We start from the raw sequence: 25,361 nt of genomic DNA on the forward strand, positions 1-25,361 counted from the left end.
TCATCGGTCGCTCACCGCTCCTCATTCGCTGCGCGGAGCACTCGTCCCTCGCGCTCCACTCCGCTCACCCCGTCGGACTCGCTCCATGTCATCGGTCGCTCACCGCTCCTCATTCGCTGCGCGGAGCACTCGTCCCTCGCGCTCCACTCCGCTCACCCCGTCGGACTCGCTCCATGTCATCGGGGCAGGTCCTTCCAGGGCACGTCCTTGTCGACGCGGGGCTCGGACGGCAGGCCGAGCACGCGCTCGGCGACGATGTTGCGCAGGATCTCCGAGGTGCCGCCCTCGATCGAGTTCCCCTTGGCGCGCAGGTAGCGGTAGCCGGCGCCGCGGCCGAAGAAGTCCACGCTGTCGGAGCGGCGGAACGACCAGTCGTCGTACTCCAGCCCCTCCTCGCCGCGCAGCTCCACGTCCAGCCCGGACAGCGCCTGGTTGAGCGAGGCGAAGGAGAGCTTCATGCCCGACCCCTCCGGCCCCGGCTGCCCGACCGAGAGCTGCTCGCGCAGGCGCTGCCCGGCCAGCCGGGTCACCTCCGACTCCACCCAGAGCTTCAGCAGCCGCTGGTGCAGGTCGTGGGTGCGCAGCTCGGGCCGGGAGCGCCAGGTCTCGGTCACCAGGCCGATCATGCCGCCGCCGCGCCGTACCGGAGCGCCGCCGATCGCGACCCGCTCGTTCATCAGCGTCATCTGCGCGACCCGCCAGCCGTCGCCCACCTCGCCCAGCCGCAGGTCGTCGCCGAGCCGCACGCCGGTCAGGAAGACCTCGTTGAACTCGGCCTCGCCGGTGATCTGCCGGAGCGGCCGGACCTCGACGCCCGGCGCGTGCATGTCGCACACGAAGTAGGTGAGCCCCCGGTGCTTGGGCACGTCCGCGTCGGTCCTGGCCACCAGGATCGCCCACCGGGCGTGGTGGGCGCCGGAGGTCCACACCTTCTGCCCGTCCACGACCCACTCGTCGCCGTCGCGGACCGCGCGGGTGGCGAGGGTCGCCAGGTCGGATCCGGCGCCGGGCTCGCTGAAGAGCTGGCACCAGATCTCCTCGCCCGTCCAGAGCGGGCGCAGGAAGCGCTTCTTCTGCTCCTCGGTGCCGAACGCCAGGATCGTCGGGGCCGCCATGCCCAGGCCGATCGCCTGGACCCCGGTGTCGAGCTGCGGAGTCCCGGCGAGCTCGCGCTCGACGACCAGCTGCAGCTCGCGGGGCGCCCCGAGGCCGCCCAGGCCCTCAGGGAAGTGCACCCACGCCAGCCCGGCGTCGAACCGGGCCCGCAGGAACGCCGCCCGGTCGGCCGGATCGTGCGCGGCCAGGAACTCCCTGGCCAGGGTTGCGACGTCGTCGCCTGTCATGAACGGTCCCCCATGTACTTCTTCAGCTCGCGGTAGGCAAGGGAGCGCTTGTGGACCTCGTCAGGGCCGTCGGCCAGGCGCAGCGACCTGGCCCCCGCCCACAGGGCCGCCAGCGGGAAGTCCTGGCTGACGCCGCCGGCGCCGTGCGCCTGGATCGCCTTGTCGAGGATCCACTCCACCTCCCGGGGAGTGGCGATCTTGATGGCCTGGATCTCGGTGTGGGCGCCGCGGTTGCCGACGGTGTCCATCAGCCAGGCGGTCTTCAGCACCAGGAGCCGGAGCTGCTCGATCCGCACCCGCGACTCGGCGATCCAGTCCTGGACGACGCCCTGCTGCGCGATGGGCCTGCCGAACGCGGTCCGGGCCAGGGTCCGCGTGCACATCAGCTCGACGGCCCGCTCGGCCATCCCGATCAGCCGCATGCAGTGGTGGATGCGGCCGGGTCCCAGGCGGGCCTGGGCGATCGCGAAGCCGCCGCCCTCCTCGCCGATCAGGTTCTCCACCGGCACCCGGACGTCGGTGAACACGATCTCCGCGTGGCCGCCGTGGTCGGAGTCGGTGTAGCCGAACAGGCGCATGCCGCGCCGCACGTCCAGGCCCGGGGTGTCCCGCGGGACCAGGACCATGGACTGCTGCCGGTGCGAGGCCGCCTCGGGATCGGTCTTGCCCATCACGATGAAGATCGCGCAGTTGGGGTTCATCGCGCCGGTGGCGAACCACTTGCGCCCGTTGATCACGTACTCGCCGCCGTCGCGCACGATCGACAGCGAGATGTTCGTGGCGTCGGAGGAGGCGACCTCCGGCTCGGTCATCGCGAACGCCGAGCGGATCTCCCCGCGCAGCAGCGGCTCCAGCCACTCCTTGCGCTGCCACTCGTTGCCGAACTGGGCCAGGACCTCCATGTTCCCGGTGTCCGGGGCGGCGCAGTTGGTCGCGGCCGGCGCGATCATGGGCGAGCGCCCCATGATCTCGGCCAGCGGGGCGTACTGCAGGTTGCTCAGCCCGGCGCCGTGCTCGCCCGGGAGGAAGAGGTTCCACAGGCCGCGGCTGCGCGCCTCGCCCTTGAGGTCCTCCAGCAGGGGCGGGGCGGCCCAGCCGCTCTCGGCCGCCTGGGCCTCGAAGGCATCCTCCGCCGGATACACGCATTCATCCATGAAGCCGAGCAGCCGTTCCCGCAGCTCCTCGGTTCTGGCGTCGAACCCGAAATCCATGATCCTCCTAGAGAGGGGAACGCCGGACGCGCCGGCAGGGAAACGCTTCCTGGTTGTGGCTCACGTGCTCGGAACGGTCAAGACCCGGCCGTCACCCGCCTCCCGGCGAAGGGGGCGGGGAGCCGTTCCCGTCAGGGAGCGGAGGGTCATGGGTCCTCCTCGCGTCTCATCGAAGCGTACCGACCGGACGGTATGACTGTCGACCGTCCATCCATTCAAACAGAACAATGCTCGGGAGGCATCCCGGCACGTCGCTCCGGCTCCCAGGTGGTACCGGGAAAAAAGCCCCGAGTGGACCTACTCGCCGGTCCGGGCTCCCCCTAGGGTCGGCCGCATGACCGCGAACATGCCCTCTCCCACGACCCTCGAAAGCCGCGCCGTACGGCTGGAGCCGCTCGCCTCCGGCCACCTGCCCGACCTGTTCGCGGCCGGCGGCGGCGACGCGGAGGTGTGGCGCTGGCTCGGCGTCCCGGTGCCGGAGACCGAGGCGGAGCTGGCCGCGATCGCGCGCCACCTGATCGAGGACGACCGGCACGTCCCGTTCGCGGTGATCCTGAAGGAGACCGGCCGGGCGGTCGGCTGGACGACCTACATCGACGTCCCGGGCTTCGACGAGAGCGTCGAGATCGGCTGGACCTGGTACGGCAGGGCCGTCTGGCGCACCGCCGTGAACACCGAGTGCAAGATCCTCCTGATCGACCACGCCCTCGGGCTCGGGTTCAACCGGGTCCAGCTCAAGACCGACCACCTCAACACCCGCTCCCAGGCCGCCATCCGGCGCATCGGCTGCGTCTACGAGGGCACCCTGCGCCGCCACCGCCGCCGGCCGGACGGCAGCTGGCGCGACACCGTCTACTTCAGCGTCCTGGACGAGGAGTGGCCCGCCCACCGCGCCCGGCTGGCCGCCCGCCTCGCCGTGGGCGAGGTCCCGGCGGCCGTCTGACCCGTCTCCCGGCCGGGGCGCCCCTCCCGGCCTCCCGCCCGGGTCCGCGCGGTTCCGGCGGCCGCTCACGGCCGGGCGGCCGGATCGCCCGGCGCGCCGGGATCAGGCGAGCCGGTACCCCACGCCGGGTGCCGTCGTGATGACCGGTGGTCCGCCGAGCTTGCGGCGAAGCCGCCCGATCGTCACGGTCACCGTGTTGGTGAACGGGTCGGCGTTCTCGTCCCAGACCCGCTCCAGCAGAGCCTCCGCGCTGAGGAAGCCGGGACTCGCCCGCATCAGCTCCTGCAGCAGGGCGAACTCCTTCACCGAGAGGCTCAGCCGCCGGCCGTCGCGCACCGCGGTCCGGCGCACCGGGTCCAGCTCGATCCCGGCCGCGCGCAGGGTCCGGGGGCGCGCGTCCGGCCTGCGTCGGGCCAGCGCCTGGATGCGCAGGACCAGCTCCGGGAAGTGGAACGGCTTGGCGAGGTAGTCGTCCGCCCCGAGGGTCAGCCCGCTGACGCGGTCGCCGGGCGCGCCGGCCGCGGTCAGCATCAGCACCATCGGGCGGTCACGCCGTTCGGTGATCGCCTGGCACAGCGTGTCGCCGTGCAGGCCCGGCAGGTCGCGGTCCAGGACCACCACGTCGTACGCCGCGAGGTCGAGCTTGGCGGCGGCGCTCAGCCCGTCGTACGCGAGGTCGACGGCCATCCCCTGGTCGCGCAGTCCCTCGGCGACGACCTCGGCGAGGGGCCGCGCGTCTTCGACGACCAGGATTCTCACGCCCTCACCCCGGCCGGGACGGACGGCAGCGCGACGGAGACCCGCAGGCCGCCCTCCGGCCGGGCGAGCAGGTCGAGCCGTCCGCCGTGGGCCGCCGCGATCGCCGCCACGATGGACAGTCCGAGACCCGAGCCGTCGCCCGCCCCGGTGCGGTCCGCGCCGAGCCGCGCGAAGGGCCGTGCGAGCCGGTCCACGTCCCGCTGGTCGAGCACGCCTCCGCCGGTCTGCACGACGAGCCGGACCCCGGGGCCCTCCCGGTGGGTCTCGACGCGGACGAAGCCGTCCTCCTCGTTGTGCGTCACGGCGTTGTCGATCACGTTCTCCACCATCCGGGCGAGCAGGGCGGCGTCACCCCGGACCCCCGTACCGGCGCGCAGCTCCTCGGTCACGCGCAGCCGCTTCGCCGCGATCTCCGCGGTGCGGCCGGCCATCGCCCGCACGACGAGACCGTCCACGTCGACGTCGGCGACGCCCGTCAGGGCGCCGTGCTGGGCCCGGGCCAGCACGAGGAAGCCGTCGAGCAGCCGGTCCATCAGGTCCAGCTGCACGCGCAGCCGGCCGCCCAGGACGAGCGTCTGCCGCGCCGCGCCGGGCTTGGCCACCGCGACGTCCACGGACGCCCGCATGGTCGCCAGCGGGGTCCGCAGTTCGTGCGAGGCGTCGGCGACGAACCGGCGCTGGGCGGCGAACGACGCCTCCAGCCGCTCCAGCAGGCCGTCGATGGTGTCGGCGAGGTCCTTCACCTCGTCCGCCGGGCCGCGGACGTCGAGCCTCCGGTCCAGGCTGTCGGCGGAGATCCGCCGGGTCGCCGCGGTGATCGACCGCAGCGGGCGCAGCACCCGGCGGGCGAGCGCCCGCCCGACCAGGAGCGAGACGACCGCCATCACCGTCAGCGCGAGCAGGGAACCGACCAGCAGTTGCCGCGACCGCTGCGCGTTCACCTCGGCCAGTTGCTCCTGCAACCGGCGGATGTGCTGGTGCGCCTCGGCCAGGCCGCCGGCGGCCGGCCGGTTCCCGCTCCAGGGGGCGCTGACCGTCGTCTCGCCGGAGAGCAGGACGGTGAGCGCCAGCAGCCCGATCCCGGACACGAGGAACACCCCGGCGTACAGGACCGTGAACCGGAGCTCCACGGTCCCGTTGCGCAGTCTGATCACATCTCCAGCATGCCCGGCCGGGCCTAACAGCGGTGTGACGGGTGCGGTTCGGGCCGTGTCAGGCCCGCGTCCGTAGAACGGCTCCATGTTGACCAGAGAACTCCTCCGCCGGGAATGGACGGCCTTCCGCCGCCCCGGCCGGCTGATCGCCCTGGCGGCGGCGGCCCTCGCCGTGATCGCCTCCGGCCTGCTCCACGCCTTCGGCAGCCAGGTGTCCTGCGACGGGCCCTGCCCGGCCGCTCCGGTCGCCGCGGACGGCTCGGCCGTCGGCGACCACTTCTGGTTCCTGCACCGCGGCCTCGGCCCGGACGGCGTCATCACCGTCCGGATGACCTCGATGTCCGGCACGATCACCTACCCTCCGCCCCACCACGACCGCATCGTCCCCGGCCTGGTGCCGTGGGCGAAGGCCGGGATCATCGTCAAGGACGGCGTCCGGCCGGGTTCCTCCTACGCGGCGCTCATGATGACCGGCGAGCACGGCGTGCGGATGCAGCACGACTACCGGCACGACATCGCCGGGAGCCCGGGCGGGCTCTCCCCGCGGTCCCCGCGCTGGCTGCGCCTGGCGCGGTCCGGCGACACCGTCACCGGTTCGGAGTCCGCCGACGGCCGGACCTGGCGCACCGTCGGGACGGTGCGGCTGGCAGGCCTCCCGGAGACCGTGCGGGTCGGGCTGTTCGCCGCCTCCCCCGGCGACCTCACGCTGCGGGAGGTCGGCCTGGGCGGAACGGTCGAGCAGGTCCGCTTCACACAGGCCACCGGAGTCTTCGACCACGTCACCGTGGAGGGCTCGCCGGGCGGCTCGTGGCGCAGCGAGGCCGTCGGAGGCGGGATGAACCACACCGACTGGGAGAAGCACCACAACGCCTCCGGCGCGGTCGAGAAGGACGGCGTCATCACCGTGAGCGGGACCGGCGACATCGGCCCGGGCGGGGGCGAGGGAGCCTTCAGCGCCGAGAGGACGCTGTCCGGCCTGCTGATCGCGCTGATCATCGTCCTCGTCCTGGCCGCCCGGTTCGGCGCGCGGCCGGACGGGCCGGAGACCCGCGGGGTCCTGGCCGCCCGGGCCGCGGCGCTCGGCGCCGCCACCTTCGCCACCGTGCTCGCAGCCGCCTGCGTGGCCCTGCCGGCCGGTCTCGCGATCCTGAGCGGCAAAGGCGTCCCCGTGCAGCAGGTCTCCCCGCCGACCGGCGCCCGGGTCGTCATCGGGGTCGCGGCGGTGCTCGCGCTCTGCGCCCTCCTGGCGTACGGGCTCGGCCTGCTGACGCGGCGCGGCCCGGTGGCGGCCCTCCTCGCGCTGGCGCTCGTCGCCGTGCCCTACGCGGTGACCGCGGTGCCGCTGCTGCCCGACGCCGTGTCGCAGTGGCTGCTGCGGCTCACCCCGGCCGCGGGCTTCGCCGTCCAGCAGACGGCGGTGGAGTATCCGCAGGTGATCGCCCACTACGCGCCGTCCGCCGGGTACTTCCCGCTCCCCGGCTGGGCCGGCTTCGCCGTGCTGTGCGCGTACACGCTGGCGGTGCTGTGGCCTGCCGTGACCCGCACGCCGGCCGACCGGCCCGCGGACCGGCGGTAGCGCGCCGGCCGGAGCGCCGTCCCGCCGGGCGGGGCGCGGGCGTCCGGGCCGGGAAGAGGTCAGGGGATCATTCCCCGCAGCAGTTCCCGCAGGCCGAGGCGGAGGTCGTCGAGGGTCGGCTCGGTCCCGGCCCCGGCGATCGCGTCGAACATCACGCCCTCGCCGAAGGCGACCAGCTGGCGGCCGTGCCGTACCGGGTCGGAGGAGCCCGCGGCCGCGAGGAAGACGGCGGCGGGCTCGCGGAAGCCCGCCCCCGCCCGGTCGTAGATCGCGCGCAGCTCGGGGCGGCGGGTGGCCTCCAGGGCGAGCTCGTAGCGGGCGACCGTACGGCGCCGGCCGGCGGTGAGCTGCGCCCACAGCGCCTGGGCCATCAGCTCCGTGAGCGTCTCCGCACCGCCGCCCGGCGGCCCCGGCGCGTCTCCGCGGCCCTCGCCGGGCGACCCCGCCGTTGCGGTCTCCAGCAGGGGTGCGAACTGCCGCGCCTCCAGCTCCGTGAGCCGGGCGAGGGCCAGCTCCAGCAGCGCCGAGCGGGTGCGCGCCAGGTTGGAGGTCGAGCCGGGCGGCAGGCCCGCCGCCTCGTCGACCGCCCGGTGGGTCAGGCCGCGCATGCCGCGCTCGGCCAGCAGCGTGATGGCGGCGTCGGCGACGAGTTCCGCGCGTTGGGGCTTCACCCCTCCGATACTACATTTGTAGTTTAACTACAGGAGTAGTAGCGTCTGACTACATCCGTAGTGAGGAGAGGGCCATGGCAGAGGCAGTGGTGGTCGGAGCCGGGATCGGCGGGCTGACCGCGGCGGTCGCGTTGCAGCGGCGCGGCTGGAAGGTGACGGTGCTGGAGCGCGCGGCCTCGCTGGAGCCGGTCGGCTCCGGACTGGGCGTCGCGGCCAACGCGCTCAAGGCGCTGGACACGATCGGCGTGGGCGACGAGATCCGCAAGCTCTCGGCGGTCCAGGGGGACGGCGGCGTGCGGAGCGCGGGCGGCCGGTGGCTGGCGAGGACCAGCGCGGAGGCCGTCGCCGCCCGGCACGGCGGCGACTCGGTGATCCTGCTGCGCCGCGCGGACCTGGTCGACGCCCTCGTCGCACGGCTGGCCCCCGGCACCGTCCGGCTGAACACCACGGTGACGGGCGTGGACCCGGAGACCGGCCGGGTCCTCCTCGCCCCGGCCGGAGCTGCGGCCGGAGCTGCGGCCACCGCCTCGGGCGGCACGGCGGGCACCGGGCCGGACGACGCGGGCGGCGGCGGAGCGGCCCGGCTGGAGGCCGACCTGGTGGTCGCCGCCGACGGCATCCACTCCCCGATCAGGGCCGCGCTCTTCCCCGGTCACCCCGGCCCCGTCTACTCGGGGACCACGAGCTGGCGGGTGCTCGTCCCCGCCGAGGGTGTCCCCGGCCAGGCCTCCGAGAGCTGGGGCGCGGGCCGGGTCTTCGGGATCATGCCGCTGGCCGGGGGCCTGACCTACTGCTACGCCACCGACGTGACGCCGGCCGGCGGCGGGGGCGGCGACCAACTGGCGGAGCTGCGCCGCCTGTTCTCCGCGTGGCACGACCCGATCCCGGCGCTGCTCGCCGCGGCCTCACCGGAGAACGTGCTCCGCAACGACGTGCACTACCTGGCGGTCCCGCTGCCCGCGATGCACCGGGGCAGGGTCGCCCTGCTGGGCGACGCGGCCCACGCCATGACCCCCAACCTGGGCCAGGGCGCCTGCCAGGCGATCGAGGACGCGGTGGTGCTCGCCCACGTGGCCGGGGCGGGCGAGGGCCCGGCGGGTGACGTCGCCGCCCGGCTGGCCGGGTACACCGCCGCCCGGCTGGCGCGGACCTCGAAGATCGTGACCCGCTCCGCGACGATCTGCCGGGCCACGAAGATCCGCAACCCGCTGGCCGTACGGCTGCGCGACACCGCGATGGCGCTCGCCTCGCGGCTCGCCCCCCGCGGGGTGGCCGGCTCGGCGGACGAGATCTTCGGCTGGCGCCCGCCGGCGGCGTGACTCCGGATCGCGCCCCGGAGCACGGCCGTCCGGGGCACGGCCGCGCTCCGGACGGTGAGGGCTGCGGCGCGATCGGGGACTACGGCGCGATCGGGGACTACGGCGTGACGGAGACCGGCGCCGGGGTCGCCGGGACGGCGCGGGTGCCGTGGTCGGGAGCGAGCCGCCCGAGTGTGAGGGTGCCCCAGACCATGAGCGCGGCCGCGAGGAGCGCGGGGATCACGTTCGCCCAGCCGGAGGGCACGGCCTCGTCGAGCAGGAGGGCCCCGGCGAGGATCGAGGTGATCGGGTCGAACACCTGGACCCCGGCGTAGGCGATGCCGAAATATCCCACCTCGTAGGACTTCTGCAGCAGCACGGTGGCGCAGATGAGCAGGATGGGGACGGCGAGGGTGAACCAGCTCAGCAGCTTGGCCCAGTCACCGCCGAAGTTGCCGCCCACCACCCGGACGAACGTCGACACGCTGGCCGTCATCGCGCCCGCGGCGACCGAGAGCATCAGCGCCTTGGCCGGGCCCGTGGCCTTCCGCGCGGCCAGGTGGGACAGGAGCACGACCACCCCGACGCAGCCGAGGAAGCCGAACGCCTCCTGGCCGGTCATGTGCGGCGTCACCGAGTGGGTGGGGACCAGCAGCAGCAGCCCGAGCAGGCCCACGGCCACCGCGATCGATCCGAAGATCTCTCCCCGGTGCGGCTTCCTGCCGTGCAGCATCGCCGCGAACGGCACCGCGAACACCAGCGTGGCCACACTGATCGGCTGTACCGCGACCAGCGGCGCGAGGCTGAGCGCGACCGCGTGCAGGGAGGCTCCGGTGAACCCGATGATGCCGCCCAACCACCAGCGGGGACGTTTCATCAGCTTGAGGGAGGCGCCCTCGGAGACCGCCTCGAACTGCTGGAGTGCGGCGCCCAGGGCGTAGCCGAGCGCGCCGACGAGAGCGATCGAAATGCCGACCCAGGTCATCGCCACCCGCCAAGGGGAGCCGCGCATGGGGAGAAAAGCGATACTCGGGTCATCCATCCAGCTTAGGGTGCCGCGCGGGTGGATAGCCGCGTTCAGGCCCGATCGGCCGCATCTCAGGCTCAGGCCGCCTGCAGCCGACCGGCTGCGGTCGCACCGCTCCCGTAACGATCAGGAGATCTTCCATCGCGGCGGGGCCACGGAAGTGTCGGACCTCCGAGTTGAGCCGGAGGCAGAAGCGATGTCATCAGCGATGCGGTCGTTTCCGAACAAGCCCGGCCCCGGCGGTCCGGTACGTCGGCAGGGTAGGCCGTAGGCTTGGCACGTCGAGCCGACAGTGACGAGGAGACGCCGGATGACCGCTCCGCCCGATGACAGTTGGCTTCTCAGCATCCGTCCTCAGCCCGCCCGCGTCACCGCCGAGGAGTACGACGCGCTTGCCGAGGATATCGCCAGAGCCATCGAGATCGTCGACGGCTACGTGGTCTACTGCGCGGCACCCACGCCTGATCACCAGATCGCCGGACGGCGGCTCGCCAACCTGCTGGAGCGGCACGCGCGCGCCGCGATGAGCAAGAGCACGAGTGCATCACCGTCAACAACGACGTGGATCTGCGGCTGCGGGATCTGCCGTTACTCAACCGCAGACCCGATGTCGCGCTCTACCGGTGCCTGGATCGCGAGCGGGGTGAGCGGCTCCGCGCCGAGCACGCCCTGCTGGTCGTGGAGATCGTATCTCCGGGATCGGAGACCCAGGACACGACCGACAAGCTCGGAGAGTACGCCAAGGCCGGTATTCCGCATTACCGGATCGTCCGGCTCGACCGCACCGGAGTGTCGACCATCGAGCGCTACCGGCTGGACCCGGCGGCGATGCTCTACAAACACATCGGCACCTTCATGAAGGACGAGCCCGGTGAAGCCCCCGCCGTCAGCAACCCGATTCCCCTGACGATCGACTGGACCGAACTGCAGTTCTGAGCGAATCGATCACGCAAGCCGGTCGTTCTGACATCGGCGGCACCAGCGTCACCTGCCCCATCAGGCTGATCCCGGCGGGCCCTTCCGCGGCCGGGAATGCCCGGCCGCGGAAGGCGACGGTACGGGATCGCGGAAACCGGAGCCGGGAGCCGGATAAGCGGTGGATCGGGGGACGGACGCTCCGTTACGGTCGGCGCATGACGCCGTTCACCGTGTCCCCGCCGCCCGCCCGCTAGCGGGCGGCATCTCTCCTGTGTGACCGGGTCCGAGCGGCCCGGTGGGTGGTCGCTGCCCGCATCCGCGCGGACATCGACGACCACTTCCCCTGGAGAGATCTCCATGACCCGTGTCTCCGTACGGCGGGGCCTGCTGTACGTCTGCGTCGCGGCCACCGCCTGGGGCACCGGCGGCGCCGCCGCCGCACTGCTCCACCGGGCCGGCGGGCTCGGCCCCGTCGCGGTCTCGTTCTGGCGGTTCGCCGCCGGGGCGGCCGTCCTCCTGCTGGCCCTGCGCCTCCTCCGCCCCGTGCGGCCCTCCGGCTCCGGACGGACCTCCGGGTCCGGGCGCGTCCTGGTGACGGGTACGGCGATGGCCGTCTACCAGACGGCCTACTTCGCGGCGATCGCCGAGTCCGGCCTGGCGGTGGCCACCCTGGTCACGACCGGCGCCACCCCCGTGCTCGTCGCCGCAGGATCCTCCGCGTTCCTGCGCGAGCGGCCGGGCGCGGGCGGGCTGGGCTGCCTCGCGCTCGCCCTGGCCGGGCTGGCCGCGCTGACCCTCGGTGACGGCCCGGGGGGCTTCTCCCCGGCCGGCACCGGGTGGGCGCTGGTCTCGGCGACCGGCTACGCGGGCGTGACGCTGCTCAACCGGGCCGCGCCCGCCGAGCCGTACACCACCGCGCTGGGCGGCTTCGCCGTGGGCGGGCTCTGCCTGCTCCCGGTGGCCCTGGCCCAGGGCCTGCTCCCGGCCGGCGACCCGCTCGCCTCCTGGACGCTCGTCGCCTACCTCGGCGCGGTCCCGACGGCGCTGGCCTACGGGCTGTTCTTCACCGGGCTCGCCGGGGTGCGGGCCACCACCGCCTCGGTGATCGCACTCGTGGAACCGGCCGGTGCGGCGGTTCTGGGCGTGCTCCTGCTCGGCGAGCGGCTCGCCCCCCTCGCCGCGGGCGGCGCCGCCCTCCTGATCGCATCCGTCGCCCTGCTCGCGCGGAGTGCGGGAAAGGAGGCCGCGGATCCGGTCTGACCTGCGAGGAAAGGCCTCCGGACGGTCGGCGCTGGAATAACGTTCCGCTAACGGGATAACAAAACGCAACGTCACGTTATTGATTAACGGCCGGAGATGCCCGATTCTCTGGACCATGACGGACGAGCAGCGCCGGCGTCGCGGCAGGCCCCGGAGCGAGCAGGCTCACGACGCGGTGCTGGCCGCCGCGCGTGAGCTGCTCGCCGAGGTCGGATACGCCCGGCTGACCATCGAGGGCGTGGCGGCCCGCGCCGGGGTCGGCAAGACCACCATCTACCGCTGGTGGTCCAGCAAGGCCGAGCTGGTCGCCGAGATCCTCTACCGGCCGATCAGCATCGAGGAGATCCCCGAGTCCGGCTCCCCTCGCGACGACCTCGCGGCCAACATCCGCCTCATCGTGGAGCCGTTCACCGACCCCTGGTACGGCCCCGCCCTCACCGGGGCGCGCAACGACCTGAACGCCGATCCCGAGGGCCAGAAGGCCTTCCAGGCGCAGATCATGTCGGGCCGCCGGGACACCGGGCGGGCGGTCTTCCAGCGTCTCGTCGACGCCGGGGACCTGCCCCCGGACACCGACGTCGACTACCTGATCGACGTGATGTCCGGCCTGCTGGTCTACCGGGGCGCCATCTGGCGCCAGCCGATCACCGAGGAGGACGTCCGGAAGCTGGTCGCCCTGCTCGTCGACGGCCGCCCGCCCCGCCGTACCCCCTCCTGACCCCTCTTCCCCGCCCCGCCGTACCCCTCTCCCGGCGTTCTTCCCCCCTCGCCCCACCGGCGCGAGAGCCCTCCGCGAGCCGGAGGGCCGACGGCGCCTGCCCGGATCCGGAGCGCGCACATGACCCAGCCCCTCAACCCGCCCCCCGTGAAGGTGTCCGCCGTCGTCGGGCTCCTCGTCTTCGTCGAGATCACCAGCGGCCTGATCCAGGGCATGATGCTCCCGATCACCCCCGCCATCGGCAAGGCCTACGGCGTCTCCAACGCGAGCCTGCACTGGGTCAGCGCCGTCCAGCTGCTCTCCGCCGCGATCTGCGTGCCGGTCTTCGCCCGCCTCGGCGACATGTACGGCCACCGCAGGCTGCTGCGGATCTCGCTGCTCTTCCTGCTGGCGGGCTCCGCCCTGGTCGCCTGGGCGCCCAGCTTCGAGCTGCTGCTCGTCGGCCGGGCGCTGATGGGCCCGATGGCGGGACTGCTCCCGCTGGAGTTCGGCATCGTGCGCAGCCGCCTGGAGCCGGAGCGGGCGCGCTCGGCGATCGGCATGCTGGTCGGCTCGCTCACCCTCGGCACCTCGCTCGGACTGATCGTCGGAGGGGTGGTGCACACCGTGCTGAAGGACATCCACCTCACACTGACCGTCCCGCTCGTGATGACCGCCCTGTGCGTGGTGGTCGTCGCCTTCTGGGTGCCGGAGAGCACCGAGCGGGCGGTCGCCTCGATCGACTGGGCGGGCGCCGCGGCGCTCAGCCTCGGCCTGGTCACGCTCCTGCTCGGACTGAGCGGCGCCTCGGTCCCGCTGCTCGGAGCCGCCGCCGCGCTGCTGGCCCTGTGGGTCTGGATCGAGCTGCGCGCCGAGCACCCGCTGGTGGACGTGCGCAACCTCGTCCGCCCGCGCCTCGTCGGCCTCTACGTCGCCAGTTTCATGCTCGGCTTCTCCATGTTCGGCGCGCAGACCGCCTCCGCCACGTTCATGGCGAGCGTTCCGGAGAAGGTCGGGTACGGCTTCGGCTTCGCCGCGCTCTCCCTGGCCCTGATGATGATCCCCAGCGGCCTGTTCGCGATGCTCGGCGCCTCGACGATGGCCGGGATCGGCACCCGGATCGGGCACGGCGCCACGCTCCTGCTCGGGCTGGGCCTGACCGCGGCGGGCTACCTGCTCGTCACGGTCCTGCACGCGAGCCCGGCGCAGTTCCTGGCCGCCACCGCGCTCATCTCCCTCGGCACCGGCGTCGCGCTGGCCTCCATCCCCGCGCTGATCGCCGAGCGCGCGCCGATCACCGACATCGCGATCTCCACCGGGATGTACAACACGTTCAAGACCCTCGGCGGCAGCGTCTCCGGCGCGGTCTTCGCCGGAGTGCTCTCCACGATGGTCGTCCCGGGCGGGAGCAGCCCGGCCGAGAGCGGGTACGTGACCGTCTGGGTGATCTGCGCCGCCGCCTCAGTCCTCGCCGTCCTGTTCCTGCTGGCCGTCGCCCGCCGCACCCCCGCCGCCGGATCCGTCCCCTCCCCCGTCAAGGAGTCCCCCGTTGTCCGCTGAGAACGCCTCCCCCGAGAACGCCGCCGCGAAGAGGGCCGCCCGGGCCCGGATCTCCGCCGCCTCCGACGAGCTGGTGGCGCTGAGCCGGAGCATCCACGCCGAGCCGGAGCTCGCCTTCGACGAGCACCGGTCGGCGGAGAAGGTCGCCGCCTTCATGGAGCGGGCCGGGTTCGACGTCGCGCGCGGCGTCTGCGACCTGCCGACCGCGCTGAGCGCCACGTACGGCAGCGGCGACCTGGTCGTGGCCCTGTGCGCCGAGTACGACGCGCTGCCGGAGATCGGCCACGCCTGCGGGCACAACGTGATCGCCGCCTCCGGCGCCGGCGCGGCCCTGGCCCTGGCCTCGGTGGCCGACGAGCTGGGCATCACCGTGAAGCTGCTGGGCACCCCGGCCGAGGAGAGCGGCGGCGGCAAGCAGCTCATGCTGGACCGGGGCGCGTTCGACGACGTGACGGTGGCGATGATGGCCCACCCCTCCCCGGTGGACCTGAGCACGCCCGGAGGCGTCTCCACCAAGGCCAACGGCCACTTCGAGATCGTCTACACGGGCCGGGAGGCGCACGCCTCGGTCGCCCCGCACACCGGGATCAACGCCCTGGACGCGGTGACCGTCGCCCAGACGGCCCTCGGCCTGCTCCGCCAGCACATCGTCCCCGGCGGCCAGTTCCACGGGATCGTCCTGGAGGGCGGCCTGCGGCCGAACATCGTGCCCGCGCGCGCGAAGCTGGCCTACTACCTGCGGGCCGACACCCTGGCCGACATGCACGCGCTGGAGGCCCGGGTGCGCGACTGCTTCGCGGCGGGGGCGCTGGCCACCGGGGCCGCCATGGAGATGACCCGGGTCAGCCCCGACTACGCCGAGATGCGCAACCACCCGTGGCTGGCCGACGCCTACACCGCCAACCTCGCCGCGACCGGACGCGAGGCGTTCCCGGTGCCCCCCGAGTTCCGGGGCGGCTCGACGGACATGGGCAACGTCTCCCACGCCCTGCCGAGCATCCACCCGGTGATCGGCATCGACCCGGCCGGGCTCAGCATGCCGCACACCCCCGCCTTCGCCGCGGCGGCGGCCACCCCGGCGGCCGACAAGGCCGTGGTCGACGCGGCCACCGCGCTGGCGTGGACCGCGGTCGACCTCGCCCTGGACGGCGCCCGGCGGGCGGAGACCCTGGCCGCGCGGCGGGCCGCCGCGACCGGCTGACCCCGGCCGGCCCGGATCCCGGGAAGGGAGCGGACCGTTCCCGCTCCCTTCCCGCGGCCTCCGCCCCTCCCCCGGTCCGCCTCAGGGGACGCCTCCCGCTCAGTCGCGGGCCGGGCAGACGCAGAACAGGTGGCCCTCGGGGTCGGCGAGCACGGTCCAGTTCCCCTCGCCGGGCTGGAAGTCGGGCCTGCTCGCCCCGAGCTCCAGGTACTCCTTGACCGCCGTCTCCACGTCCGGGACGCGCACGTCCAGGTGGAACTGCTTGTCCGGACCGGGCCAGGCGGCGGGCCTGCGCTCGGGGTTCTTCTGGAAGTAGATGCTCATGGTGCCGTCGCCGATGCCGGCGTACTCGTCCTCGGCGTACTGGACCTCGTAGCCGAACACGGCCGCGTAGAACTCCGCGAGCCGCTTGGGCTCGGCGCAGTCGAGGGTGACGGCGAGGAACTTCGCAGTGGTGGTCATGTCCTCATCGTCGCGCCCGTACCTGTCAACGAGTGTCAGGTTCCGGAGGCGGATCCGGGCGTTCGCGGGACGAGCAGTCCTCGGTTGAACGCCTCGGTGACGGCGGCGGCGCGGTCCTTCACGCCGAGCTTGGCGTAGATGTTCAGCAGGTGGCTCTTGACCGTGGCCTCGGTGATGAACAGCCGGGCGGCCGTCTCGCGGTTGGTGTTCCCGGCCGCCATGAGCTGGAGGACCTCGAGTTCCCGCTGGCTGAGCACCTGCGGGGCGGGGGTCTTGACCCGCTTCATCAGCCGGGCCGCCACCGAGGGTGACAGCACGCTCTCGCCCTTGGCGGCGGCCCGCGCGCCGCGCAGCAGCTCCTCCCGGGGGGAGTCCTTGAGCAGGTAGCCGGTCGCGCCCGCCTCGATCGCCGGCAGGACGTGGGTGTCGGTGTCGTAGGTCGTCAGCACCAGCACGCGCGCGGTGACGCCGGCCCTGGCCAGCTCGGTGATCGCGGTCAGCCCGTCCATTCCGGGCATGCGCAGGTCCATCAGGATCACGTCGGGCCGCAGCTCCTTGGCGAGCCGTACGGCTGCGGCGCCGTCGGCGGCCTCGCCGAGCACCTGGAATCCGGGTGCGGCGGCGAACATGCTGCTCAGCCCGTCCCGGACGATGGGGTGGTCGTCCGCGATGAGCAGCCGGACCGCGGGCTCGTCCGCCGGTCCGGTCGTGTGATCGGTCATGTGCCGCTCCCCGCCGGCAGGAGGGGGATGCAGGCCGAGATCCCGGTGCCGGCGCCGGGCTCGGACTCGATCCGCAACGTACCGGACAGCCCTTCGACGCGCTGCCGCATGATGGTCAGGCCGAACCCGCCGCCGCGGGACGGCGGCTCCGGGCCGCCGTCCGCGGGCGTGCCGGTTCCGAGGGCCGCAGGCGCGAAGCCCCTGCCGTCATCACGCACGTCCAGCGCCACCTCGTGCTCCAGGTAGGACAGCGTCACCCCGACCCTGGTCGCGCCCGCGTGCTTGGCCACGTTGGCCAGCGCCTCCTGCGCGGTGCGCAGCAGCGCGAACTCGGCCTCCGGGGTCATCGGCCGCACCGTGCCGGTCGTCGTGACCTGAACGGCCGGCCCGTGCAACCTCGACCACCGGTCGGCGACGTCGGCGAGCGCGTCGCTCAGGTGCGCGCCGTCCAGCGACCCGGGCCGCAGCGCGTCGACCGAGCGGCGGGCCTCGGCCAGGCTCTCCCTGGCCAGCTTCTTGACCGCGTCGAAGGGCCGGGCCCACGGCGTCGGTACCTCGTGCATCTGCTCGGCCGCCTGCAACTGCGCGATGATCCCGGTGAGCCCCTGGGCCAGGGTGTCGTGGATCTCGCGGGCCATCCGCTGGCGCTCGTCGAGAACCCCCGCCTCCCGGGCCTGGGCGAGCAGCTGGGCGTGCAGGCCGGCGTTCTCGGCGAGCGTCGCCTCCAGCAGCCGGTTCGTCCGGCTCAGTTCCTCGAGGGCCTGCTCGCGCTGCTCCTGCTCCTGCTCGGCGCACCGGAGCACCCAGGCGGTGCCGCCCATGAGGACGACGTTGGCGACGATGATGACCAGGGACAGCATCAGCCCGGACGAGGTCGCCCCGTCCACGCTGGAGGACTGGGCGACACCGGCCACGACCGCCACGGCGGCCACGGCCGCCAGGCGCCGCGGCCAGCGCAGGACGGTGAAGGCGTAGATGTAGGGGGCGGGGGTGAGCAACCCGAACACGGGATCCCGCACCACCAGAGCCGCCGTGATCACCAGGAGCCCGGCGAAGAACACCTCCATGATCCGCGGCCGGCCCCACCAGGCGGGACGCAGGGTGAACATGCCGAGCATCCAGGCCGCGGCCGCCCCGCACAGGCCGAGGGTGGTGAGCAGGGAGCCGCCCGCCGAGCGCCCGTCGGCCACCGTGAAGACGGCGAGGCCGGCCAGCAACGTGTACGGCACCGCGGTGACCAGAAGGAACGGCGGCTTCTCCTGCGCCGTGATCCCGGGTGGCGACGTCCGACCGCTCATGGTTCCCTCCTCCGCCTGCTCGAGATCCTCCCCTTCGCGGGGGCTCATTGCCAACGGAACCAGCGGACCGCGGCGACCGCGCACCCGAGCGCGTAGGCCGCCAGGGTCAGGAGCGGGACGGCCGACGGGAACTGGCCCAGGTAGGCCTCCTCGAAGGCCCGCATGCCCGCGCCGAGCGGCGTGTAGTGGCTGATGGTCTGCAGCACCGGGGGCATGTACGCGACCGGCACCCAGAGCCCGGCGAAGAACATCATCGGGAAGAACAGCACCGTGCCGATCGCCGCGGCCGGGCCGCGGCCGGGCGCCAGCGCGGTGACGAGCAGGCCGACCGAGAGGAGCGCGGCGGCCGCGAGCAGCCAGGCGACCGCGAAACCGGCGAGGTTCTGCGGAAGGTCCACGCCGAAGCCGAGCCCGGCCACCGCGAGGAACAGGGCCATCGCCACGAGCGCGGTGGCGAAGTTGGCCGCGAGCTGGGCGGTGAGCACGCGGGCCGGGCCGACCGGCGTGGTCTGCATGCGCCGCAGCACGCCGTTCTCCCGGTAGCCCGCCAGCGTGGCCGGCAGGGCGGTCAGCGCCAGGATGGCCAGGTTGAACAGGATCAGGACGGGCACGTAGAGGTCGAAGATCGTCATGCCGCCGCCGGTCGCCACGGGTTCCCGCAGGGCGGGGACGCCGCCCAGGATGACCAGCACGACCAGCGGGCAGCCGACGCCCCACAGGGGGCCGACCTTGTCGCGGACGCTCAGTGTGAGCTCGGCCCTGACGAGCCTCCACGTCGCCGAACCGTGCGCGGCGGTGAAGGGGGTCGCGGTGGCGGTGTTCAGGGTTGACATGAGGAGGACTCCCTCTCTTTTCGGGCTTCTCTCGGACTCGGTGGTCGTGCTACTTCGCGTCGGGTCCCACGGCGTCGAGGTGTCTGCCGGTCAGCTCGACGAACGCGTCCTCCAGGCTGGCCTGCTCGACGCGCAGCCGTTCGGCCACGATCCGGTTGCGGGCCAGTACGGTGGTGACGGCGTTGAGCGCGTTGTCGTTGCCGTCGACGATGACGAACTCGCCCCGGCGGGTGACGCCGGAGACGTCGGGCAGGCTCGTCAGCAGGTGGTCGTCCAGCGGCCTGGACGGGCGGAACCGGATCCGCTGCTCGATGCGGGCCCGTTCGGTCAGACCGGCCGGGGTGTCCACCGCGACGACGCGGCCGGCGTCGATCAGCGCCAGCCGGTCGCACAGCCGCTCGGCCTCCTCCATGAAGTGGGTGACCAGCACGATCGTCACCCCGCGCGAGCGCACGCCCTCGATGAGGGCCCAGGTGTCGCGCCGGGCCTGCGGGTCGAGGCCGGTGGTGAGCTCGTCGAGGATCGCCACCCGGGGGTCCCCGACGAGCGCCAGCGCGATCGAAAGCCGCTGCTTCTGGCCGCCGGACAGCTTGGCGTAGGCGGTCTTCGCCTTGGCCGCCAGGCCGAGGTCGTCCATCAGCGCGCGCCAGTCGGCCGGGGCGGGGTAGAAGGAGCTGTAGAGCTCCAGGGCCTCGGCGACCTGCAACCGGTCGGGGAGGCAGCCGGCCTGCAGCTGGACGCCGAGCCGCCGGGTCAGCCCGGCGCGGTCCCGGCGGGGGTCGAGCCCGCACACCGTGATCTCACCCCGGTCCGGCGTCCGCAGGCCCGCGATGCACTCCACGGTCGTCGTCTTGCCGGCGCCGTTCGGGCCGAGGATCCCGAAGATCTCGCCTTCCTGGACGGTGAGCGAGACGTCGTCGACCGCGATCTTGTCGTCGTAGCGCTTGCGGAGGTTGCGTACCTCGATCACTGCTGGCATGTGCGCGTCCTTCCGGGCTCGGCCGCCGCTGTTCGGCTGCACCAAGCGTCCTACGGACGGCACTTCCTCCGACATCGGCCGACGGACGGGACCTGGCCGCCGGGCGGTGGGGACGCCGGCTCAGCCGAGCGGCCGGGTTCGATCCACCGATCGGTGGATCGCACCCGGCCGGGTCAGCCCGCGCCCGGCCGTACGGCCTCCGCTCCCCGGGCGTCCTGCGCCGGGCCGCCCGTCTCCGCCCCGCCCGCCTCCGCCCCGCCCGTCTCCGCCCCGTCCGTCTCCGCCCCGTCCGCGGCGGGCAGCGCCATGACGAAGCGGGTCCCGTCCGTGTACCCGGTGTCGAGCCAGATCCGCCCGCGGTGGTACTCGACGATCTTCCGGCAGATCGCGAGGCCGATCCCCGTCCCCGCGTAGGCGTCCCGGGTGTGCAGCCGCTGGAAGATGACGAAGATCTTGTCGGCGAACCGGGCGTCGATGCCGATGCCGTTGTCGGCCACGGTGACGTGCCACTCCGGGCCCTCGCGCCGCGCCTCGATCCGGATCACCGGCGCGCGGTCGGGACGGCGGAACTTGATCGCGTTGCCGATCAGGTTCTGCCAGAGCATCACGAACTGCGACCGGTCCCCCCGCATCACCGGCAGCTCCCCGACCTCGACCGCGGCCCCGGAGTCCTCGACCGCGGCCGAGAGGTTCCGCAGGGCCGCCGCGACCGCGCCGCCGAGGCCGAACTCCACCGGGTCCCTGGTGATCCGGCCGACCCGGGAGAAGGTGAGCAGCTCGTTGATGAGCTCCTGCATGCGCTTGGCGCCGTCCACGGCGAAGGCGATGTACTGCTTGGCCCGGTCGTCGAGCTGGTCGCCGTAGCGCTGCTCCAGCATCTGGGTGAAGCTGGCGACCTTGCGCAGCGGCTCCTGCAGGTCGTGGCTGGCCACGTAGGCGAACTGCTCCAGCTCGGTGTTCGAGCGCTTGAGCTCGGTGGCCTGGTCGGCCAGGAGCCGCTGGGAGCGGCGGGTCTCCTCCAGCTCGGCGACGATCCGCTCGCGCATCGCCTCCATGTCGCGGGCGAGCTCGGCCAGGTCGGCCGGGCCGCCGGTGTCGATGCGGTACTCGAAGTCGCCGCCAGTGACCCGGCGCGAGGCGGCGGCCAGCCGCTCCAGCGGGCGGAACACCACCAGCCGGAGCAGGACCGCCATCACCAGGACGGCCAGCAGCAGGACCGCGAGGATGGCGATGAAGGCGGTGTCCCGCCCCACCCGGGCGGACTCCAGGGCGGCGCGGGCCCTGTCCCGTTCCCGGGTCCAGGTGGTGTTGTAGGCCTCCATCGCGCTCCGCACCGCGTCGAAGGCGCGTTTGCTCTCCGCCGCCCGGCCCGGGTCCACCGTCTCCGGTCCCTCACGCCGGGTGAGCTCGATCATGGGCTCCGCGTGCCGGACCCGCCACTCCTCGGCGAGACGCTCCAGCCGGTCCAGTTCCCGGGCGGTCTCCCCCTCCGGCATGAGCGCCCGGATGCGCTCCGCCGACCGGAGCTCGGCCTGCCGGCCTTCCGCATACGGCCTCAGGAACTCCTCCTTGCCGGTGAGGACGAAGCTCTGCGCACCGGACTCCTGGTTGAGCAGGGCCGTCTCCAGCCGTTCCCCCTCGGTGCGGGCCGGGGAGATCCGGTCGGCCAGGTGGTTGGAGACCTCGGCGGTGTTGCGCAGGACCAGCGCCCCCAGCACGGCGGCCGCGCAGAGCAGGAGGGACATGGCGATGAGCACGAGGGTGAACCAGCCCTGCGCGCTCCAGCGGCCCACCCGGGGTTCCGCCGGAGCAGGAGCGGCCGTCCCGTCGGCGGACGCCGTCCCGTCAGCGGGCACCGTCCTGTCAGCGGGCACCGTCCCGTCGGCGGACGCCTTCCTGTCGGCGGGCACCGTCTCGTCAGCGGGCATCGCGCTCCCATCCGGTGGCGGCACGGTCCCGGACGGGACCGGAGGGCTCGGCACGTTGAGGAAAGATACCGGAATCCGTCCTTCCCGGACCGGGCGGAGTGAGGGATGCCTCTCCCGCCGCACCGCCGGAGCCCCGCGCCGCCGGAACCCCGCACCGGCGGGAGCCCGGCCGCGCGCGCCGGGGCTCAGTCGAACATGTCGGGGTCGGAGGCGACGATCTGGTCGTACAGGGGCTGGAAGTTGATCCAGCCGACGAAGTCGTTGCCGATCTGGCCGTGGGTGAGCTTGGCGTTCTCGTGGTCGATCGGGACGGTGGGGCCGGCGGCCTTGGCCAGCAGCTGGGCCTGGCAGCTGCGCTCCATGGTGATGAACCACCAGGCGGCGGCGTCGACGCTGTCGCCGACGGTGAGCAGACCGTGGTTGCGGAGGATGACCGCCTTGTGCGAGCCGAGGGCCCGGGCGATGCGGCGGCCCTCCTCGGTCTCCACGACCACGCCGGTGTAGTCGTCGAACAGGCCGTGGTCCTCGTAGAACGCGCACGCGTCCTGGGTGAGCGGCTCCAGCAGGGCGCCCAGCGACGACAGCGCCTTGCCGTGCACCGAGTGCGAGTGCGCGGCGGCGACCGCGTCGGGGCGGGCCTGGTGGACCATGGCGTGGATGGCGAAGGCGGCCTGGTTGACGTGGTGGCGCCCCTCGACCACCTGGCCCTCGTGGTTGACCAGGATCAGGTCGCTGACCTTGATCTGCTTGAAGGACATGCCGAACGGGTTCACCCAGAAGTGGTCGGTGTGCTCGGGGTCGCGGGCGGTGATGTGGCCCGCCACGCCCTCCTCGAAGCCGAACCGGCCGAACAGGCGCAGGGCGGCGACCAGGCGTTCCTGGCGGTGCCGCCGCTCCTCCTGCACGGTCTCGAACTTCTGCGGCAGCCGGAAGGTGAGCCGGTCGGCGGGGACGGGCTGCAGGTCGGACAGGCTCATGCGCGCTCCAGGGAGAGGGTCGGGGGAAGGGGTCAGGACTGCGGAACCAGGACCGAGGGGTCGAGCCCGCCCGGCGTGCGGTGGCCCGCCAGGCCGAGGGTGAGGTCGAGTTCGGCCAGGAGGCTGCGGAGCACGTGGCGCACGCCGTCCTCACCGCCGCACGCCAGGCCCCACATGTACGGCCTGCCGAGCAGCACGGCCCGCGCGCCGAGGGCGAGGGCCTTGACGACGTCGGCCCCGCTCCGCACGCCGGAGTCGAACAGCACGGTCAGCCGGTCGCCGACGGCCTCCGCGATCGGCGCGAGGGCGTCGAGGGAGGCGAGCGCGCCGTCGACCTGGCGCCCGCCGTGGTTGGAGACGACGACGCCGTCCATGCCCGCGTCGGCGGCGCGGCGGGCGTCGTCCACGTGCTGGACGCCCTTCAGGACGATCGGCCCGTCCCAGTTCTCGCGCAGCAGCGGGAGCTGGTCCCAGGTGTGGGCGCGGCCGTTGAACATCGGCACCCACTGCATGATCGCCGCGTCCAGGTCCTCCTCGACCGGCCGTGCCAGCCGTGAGCGGAAGACCGGGTCGGACAGCGGGATCGCCAGCCCGGTCCCGCGCAGGAACGGCAGGTAGGCGCGGTCGAGGTCGTTGGGGCGCCAGGCCAGGGTCCAGGTGTCGAGCGTGACCACCAGGGTGTCGTAGCCGTTCTTGCGCGCGCCCTCCAGCAGGCTGAGGGTGACCTCGTCGTCGTGCGGCCAGTACAGCTGGTACCACCGGGGGCCGCCCGCCGCGGCGACCTCCTCCATCGTGTGGGAGGAGGCGGTGCTGAGCACCATGGGCAGGCCGAGCGAGGCCGCGGCGCGGGAGGTCGCCAGCTCACCGTGCGGGTGCACGATCGACTGCACGCCGACCGGTGCCAGTGCGACGGGCGCGGGGTAGGTCCTGCCGAACAGCTCGGTGCCCAGGTCCCGGGCCGAGACGTCGCGCAGCATCCTCGGCACGATCCGCCGCCGGTCGAAGGCCTCCCGGTTGGCCCGGTCGGTCGCGCCCGTCCCCGCGGAACCGGCCACGTACCAGTAGGCCCCGGGGTCGAGCCGCTCCCGGGCGGCCCGTTCCAGCTCGGCGAGGTCGGCCGAGTACGGCGGGCGCACGCCGGCCAGGCCGTTGAGGTAGATCTCGTACTGGTAGTCGGAGAATGCCACCGGTCCAGCGTGGCCTCCGCGGCCCGGCGTGTCCACGGCCCGGAGACTCGAATTGTGTTCGGTTTCATTGTGCGGCGGCACAACCGGCCCGGCCGTCCCTGCGCGACCGGCGCCGGCACAATCGGCGCTGGCACAATCGGTTCCGTGGCGCATCCCGACTTCGCGGCGCTGAGCAGGCGCCTGCTCGGCCAGGTGGACCCGCTGGCCGAGCGGCTGGCCCGGCGGGTCCGCGAGGCCGAGGCCGAGCTGGCCGTCGTCCCCCCGGAGGACCTGACCGCCGTGTGCGCCCTGCACCTGCGCGGCATCTACACCCACCTGGCGGGCGAGGGCCCGATGGAGCTGGAGCCGGTCCGGGCCAACGCCCGCCGCCGCGCGCTCCAGGGCGTGCCGCTCGCCGCCCTGCTGCACAGCTACCGGGTCGGCACCCTGTTCATCTGGGAGAGCTTCGTCGCGGCGGCCGACGAGCGGGTGCAGGCGGTGCTCCTGGAGAGCGTCAGCGAGCTCTGGCTCGGGCTGGAGGACTACTCCGAGGCGGTGCGCAGCACCTACCACGAGGTCGAGGCCGAGCGGGAACTGCGCGCCCGCCGGGACCGCGACCTGCTCTTCGACGCGCTCCTCGGCGCCGACCACGCCCGGATCCGGGAGAGCGCGGACGCCCTCGGCCTGCCCCGGCAGGGCCGTTTCCACGTCCTGGCGGCCGAGAGCGCGGCCGCGCCCCGGCTGCCCGTCCCGGCGGTCTGGCGGGAGCTGCCCGGCGAGCGCCTCGCGGTCCTCTGGCTGGACGCCCCCCGCGCCGAGGCCCTGCGCGCCGCCGGCCCGCGGTTCCCCGCGGACCTGCTGGCGGACCCGCCGCCCGGCCGGTTCGGGATCAGCCCGCCGTACACGCAGATCTCGCAGACCGCCTCCGCCCTGCGCCTGGCCCGGCTGGCGCTGGCCTCCGTCCCGCCCGGCGCCGACGGGGTCTCCCGGTACGGCGACCGCCCGGTCGCCACCCTGGCCGCCAGCAGCCCGGAGACCGCCGGCGACCTGGCCCGGCGGGTGCTCGGCGCGGTCCTGGACCTGCCCGCCGAGGACCGGGGCACCCTGCTCGGCACCGCGCACGCGTGGTTCGCGGCGGGCGGCTCGACCGCGCGCGCGGCCGGGGCGCTGTTCTGCCACCGCAACACCGTGCGCTACCGGCTCGCCCGGATGGAGTCGCTGACCGGCCGCCGCTTCGACGACCCCCGCGAGGCCGCCGAGTTGTTCACCGCCCTGGAGACCCTGCGCGTGCTGCCCTGACCGGGTGCTCCGCCGTACGGATGATCCATTCCGGTCGGTACGGTGGGACCCAGGGTGGGAACGCGGGCCCGATAAGGGG

At 73.6% G+C, this 25,361-nt stretch carries 23 protein-coding genes; 9 read left to right on the top strand and 14 right to left on the bottom strand.

The genetic code is table 11. From position 1 onward, the window contains the following. Positions 1-176: 176 nt before the first annotated feature. Both FHS22_RS34990 and FHS22_RS34995 read right to left on the bottom strand, forming a co-directional pair. On the bottom strand, positions 177-1,343 hold the full coding sequence (locus FHS22_RS34990) for an acyl-CoA dehydrogenase family protein (RefSeq protein WP_184948496.1): 1,167 nt from the start codon (positions 1,341-1,343) through the stop codon (positions 177-179). Further along, entirely contained in the window at positions 1,340-2,554 is a 1,215-nt protein-coding gene (locus FHS22_RS34995; RefSeq protein ID WP_184948497.1) for an acyl-CoA dehydrogenase family protein, read from the bottom strand. The genes FHS22_RS34990 and FHS22_RS34995 overlap by 4 nt, the downstream gene beginning before the upstream one ends. Before the next feature lie 334 nt (positions 2,555-2,888). Here FHS22_RS34995 and FHS22_RS35000 point away from each other — a divergent pair, with 334 nt between their 5' ends. After that, positions 2,889-3,497, top strand: coding sequence for a GNAT family N-acetyltransferase (locus FHS22_RS35000; protein WP_184948498.1), 609 nt, complete (start codon positions 2,889-2,891; stop codon positions 3,495-3,497). 102 nt (positions 3,498-3,599) lie between these two features. Here FHS22_RS35000 and FHS22_RS35005 read toward each other — a convergent pair whose 3' ends face one another. Then, positions 3,600-4,256, bottom strand: a complete 657-nt coding sequence (locus FHS22_RS35005; protein ID WP_184948499.1) for a response regulator transcription factor — start codon at positions 4,254-4,256, stop codon at positions 3,600-3,602. Beyond that, positions 4,253-5,410, bottom strand: a complete 1,158-nt coding sequence (locus FHS22_RS35010; RefSeq protein ID WP_338048098.1) for a sensor histidine kinase — start codon at positions 5,408-5,410, stop codon at positions 4,253-4,255. The genes FHS22_RS35005 and FHS22_RS35010 overlap by 4 nt, the downstream gene beginning before the upstream one ends. Positions 5,411-5,495: 85 nt before the next feature. Between FHS22_RS35010 and FHS22_RS35015 the strand changes: the two genes are divergently transcribed. Continuing rightward, positions 5,496-6,986, top strand: coding sequence for a DUF1349 domain-containing protein (locus tag FHS22_RS35015; protein WP_184948501.1), 1,491 nt, complete (start codon positions 5,496-5,498; stop codon positions 6,984-6,986). 59 nt (positions 6,987-7,045) lie between these two features. Here FHS22_RS35015 and FHS22_RS35020 read toward each other — a convergent pair whose 3' ends face one another. Then, on the bottom strand, positions 7,046-7,657 hold the full coding sequence (locus FHS22_RS35020) for a TetR/AcrR family transcriptional regulator (protein ID WP_338048099.1): 612 nt from the start codon (positions 7,655-7,657) through the stop codon (positions 7,046-7,048). Positions 7,658-7,731: 74 nt separating this feature from the next. Between FHS22_RS35020 and FHS22_RS35025 the strand changes: the two genes are divergently transcribed. Further along, the gene (locus FHS22_RS35025) at positions 7,732-8,976 is read left to right on the top strand and encodes an FAD-dependent monooxygenase (protein WP_184948502.1); all 1,245 of its coding nucleotides are present in this window, start codon (positions 7,732-7,734) and stop codon (positions 8,974-8,976) included. 97 nt (positions 8,977-9,073) lie between these two features. Here FHS22_RS35025 and FHS22_RS35030 read toward each other — a convergent pair whose 3' ends face one another. After that, positions 9,074-9,997 (bottom strand): DMT family transporter, encoded by a 924-nt coding sequence (locus FHS22_RS35030; RefSeq protein ID WP_260408601.1) that lies wholly within the window; start codon positions 9,995-9,997, stop codon positions 9,074-9,076. A 528-nt stretch (positions 9,998-10,525) separates the two neighbouring features. Here FHS22_RS35030 and FHS22_RS37545 point away from each other — a divergent pair. The 5 genes from FHS22_RS37545 to FHS22_RS35055 all read left to right on the top strand — a co-directional run bounded on the left by FHS22_RS37545 (position 10,526) and on the right by FHS22_RS35055 (position 15,618). After that, entirely contained in the window at positions 10,526-10,918 is a 393-nt protein-coding gene (locus tag FHS22_RS37545; RefSeq protein ID WP_338048103.1) for a Uma2 family endonuclease, read from the top strand. Between the two features lie 339 nt (positions 10,919-11,257). Then, positions 11,258-12,160, top strand: a complete 903-nt coding sequence (locus tag FHS22_RS35040; RefSeq protein WP_184948503.1) for a DMT family transporter — start codon at positions 11,258-11,260, stop codon at positions 12,158-12,160. A 115-nt stretch (positions 12,161-12,275) separates the two neighbouring features. Beyond that, a complete protein-coding gene (locus tag FHS22_RS35045) occupies positions 12,276-12,878 on the top strand; it encodes a TetR/AcrR family transcriptional regulator (protein ID WP_184948504.1) in 603 nt (200 codons plus the stop codon). A gap of 120 nt (positions 12,879-12,998) precedes the next feature. Further along, positions 12,999-14,417 (top strand): MFS transporter, encoded by a 1,419-nt coding sequence (locus FHS22_RS35050; RefSeq protein ID WP_184948505.1) that lies wholly within the window; start codon positions 12,999-13,001, stop codon positions 14,415-14,417. Then, entirely contained in the window at positions 14,407-15,618 is a 1,212-nt protein-coding gene (locus tag FHS22_RS35055; RefSeq protein ID WP_221474514.1) for a M20 family metallopeptidase, read from the top strand. The genes FHS22_RS35050 and FHS22_RS35055 overlap by 11 nt, the downstream gene beginning before the upstream one ends. A gap of 99 nt (positions 15,619-15,717) precedes the next feature. Here FHS22_RS35055 and FHS22_RS35060 read toward each other — a convergent pair whose 3' ends face one another. The 8 genes from FHS22_RS35060 to FHS22_RS35095 all read right to left on the bottom strand — a co-directional run bounded on the left by FHS22_RS35060 (position 15,718) and on the right by FHS22_RS35095 (position 24,004). Beyond that, complete coding sequence (locus tag FHS22_RS35060; protein WP_184948506.1) at positions 15,718-16,080, bottom strand: VOC family protein; 363 nt, start codon at positions 16,078-16,080, stop codon at positions 15,718-15,720. A gap of 35 nt (positions 16,081-16,115) precedes the next feature. Further along, positions 16,116-16,802, bottom strand: coding sequence for a response regulator (locus FHS22_RS35065; protein ID WP_184948507.1), 687 nt, complete (start codon positions 16,800-16,802; stop codon positions 16,116-16,118). Then, the gene (locus tag FHS22_RS35070; RefSeq protein WP_184948508.1) at positions 16,799-18,100 is read right to left on the bottom strand and encodes a sensor histidine kinase; all 1,302 of its coding nucleotides are present in this window, start codon (positions 18,098-18,100) and stop codon (positions 16,799-16,801) included. Before FHS22_RS35070 ends, FHS22_RS35065 begins: the two co-directional genes overlap by 4 nt. A 44-nt stretch (positions 18,101-18,144) precedes the next feature. Beyond that, positions 18,145-18,933, bottom strand: a complete 789-nt coding sequence (locus FHS22_RS35075; protein ID WP_184948509.1) for an ABC transporter permease — start codon at positions 18,931-18,933, stop codon at positions 18,145-18,147. A 49-nt stretch (positions 18,934-18,982) separates the two neighbouring features. Further along, positions 18,983-19,912 (bottom strand): ABC transporter ATP-binding protein, encoded by a 930-nt coding sequence (locus FHS22_RS35080; protein WP_184948510.1) that lies wholly within the window; start codon positions 19,910-19,912, stop codon positions 18,983-18,985. A gap of 173 nt (positions 19,913-20,085) precedes the next feature. Beyond that, entirely contained in the window at positions 20,086-21,840 is a 1,755-nt protein-coding gene (locus tag FHS22_RS35085) for a sensor histidine kinase (RefSeq protein WP_221474515.1), read from the bottom strand. A gap of 185 nt (positions 21,841-22,025) precedes the next feature. After that, positions 22,026-22,817: a class II aldolase/adducin family protein gene (locus FHS22_RS35090; protein WP_184948511.1), complete on the bottom strand. Its 792-nt coding sequence runs from the start codon at positions 22,815-22,817 to the stop codon at positions 22,026-22,028. A 32-nt stretch (positions 22,818-22,849) separates the two neighbouring features. Then, positions 22,850-24,004: a lactate 2-monooxygenase gene (locus FHS22_RS35095; RefSeq protein WP_338048100.1), complete on the bottom strand. Its 1,155-nt coding sequence runs from the start codon at positions 24,002-24,004 to the stop codon at positions 22,850-22,852. Positions 24,005-24,148: 144 nt separating this feature from the next. On the opposite strand from FHS22_RS35095, the gene FHS22_RS35100 reads away from it, so the two are divergent. Beyond that, positions 24,149-25,282, top strand: a complete 1,134-nt coding sequence (locus tag FHS22_RS35100) for an RsbRD N-terminal domain-containing protein (RefSeq protein WP_184948513.1) — start codon at positions 24,149-24,151, stop codon at positions 25,280-25,282. The last annotated feature ends 79 nt before the right edge of the window (positions 25,283-25,361 follow it).

This window comes from Thiemannella venezuelensis (assembly GCF_014203605.1).
Classification (GTDB): Bacteria; Actinomycetota; Actinomycetes; order Streptosporangiales; family Streptosporangiaceae; genus Planomonospora_A; species Planomonospora_A venezuelensis.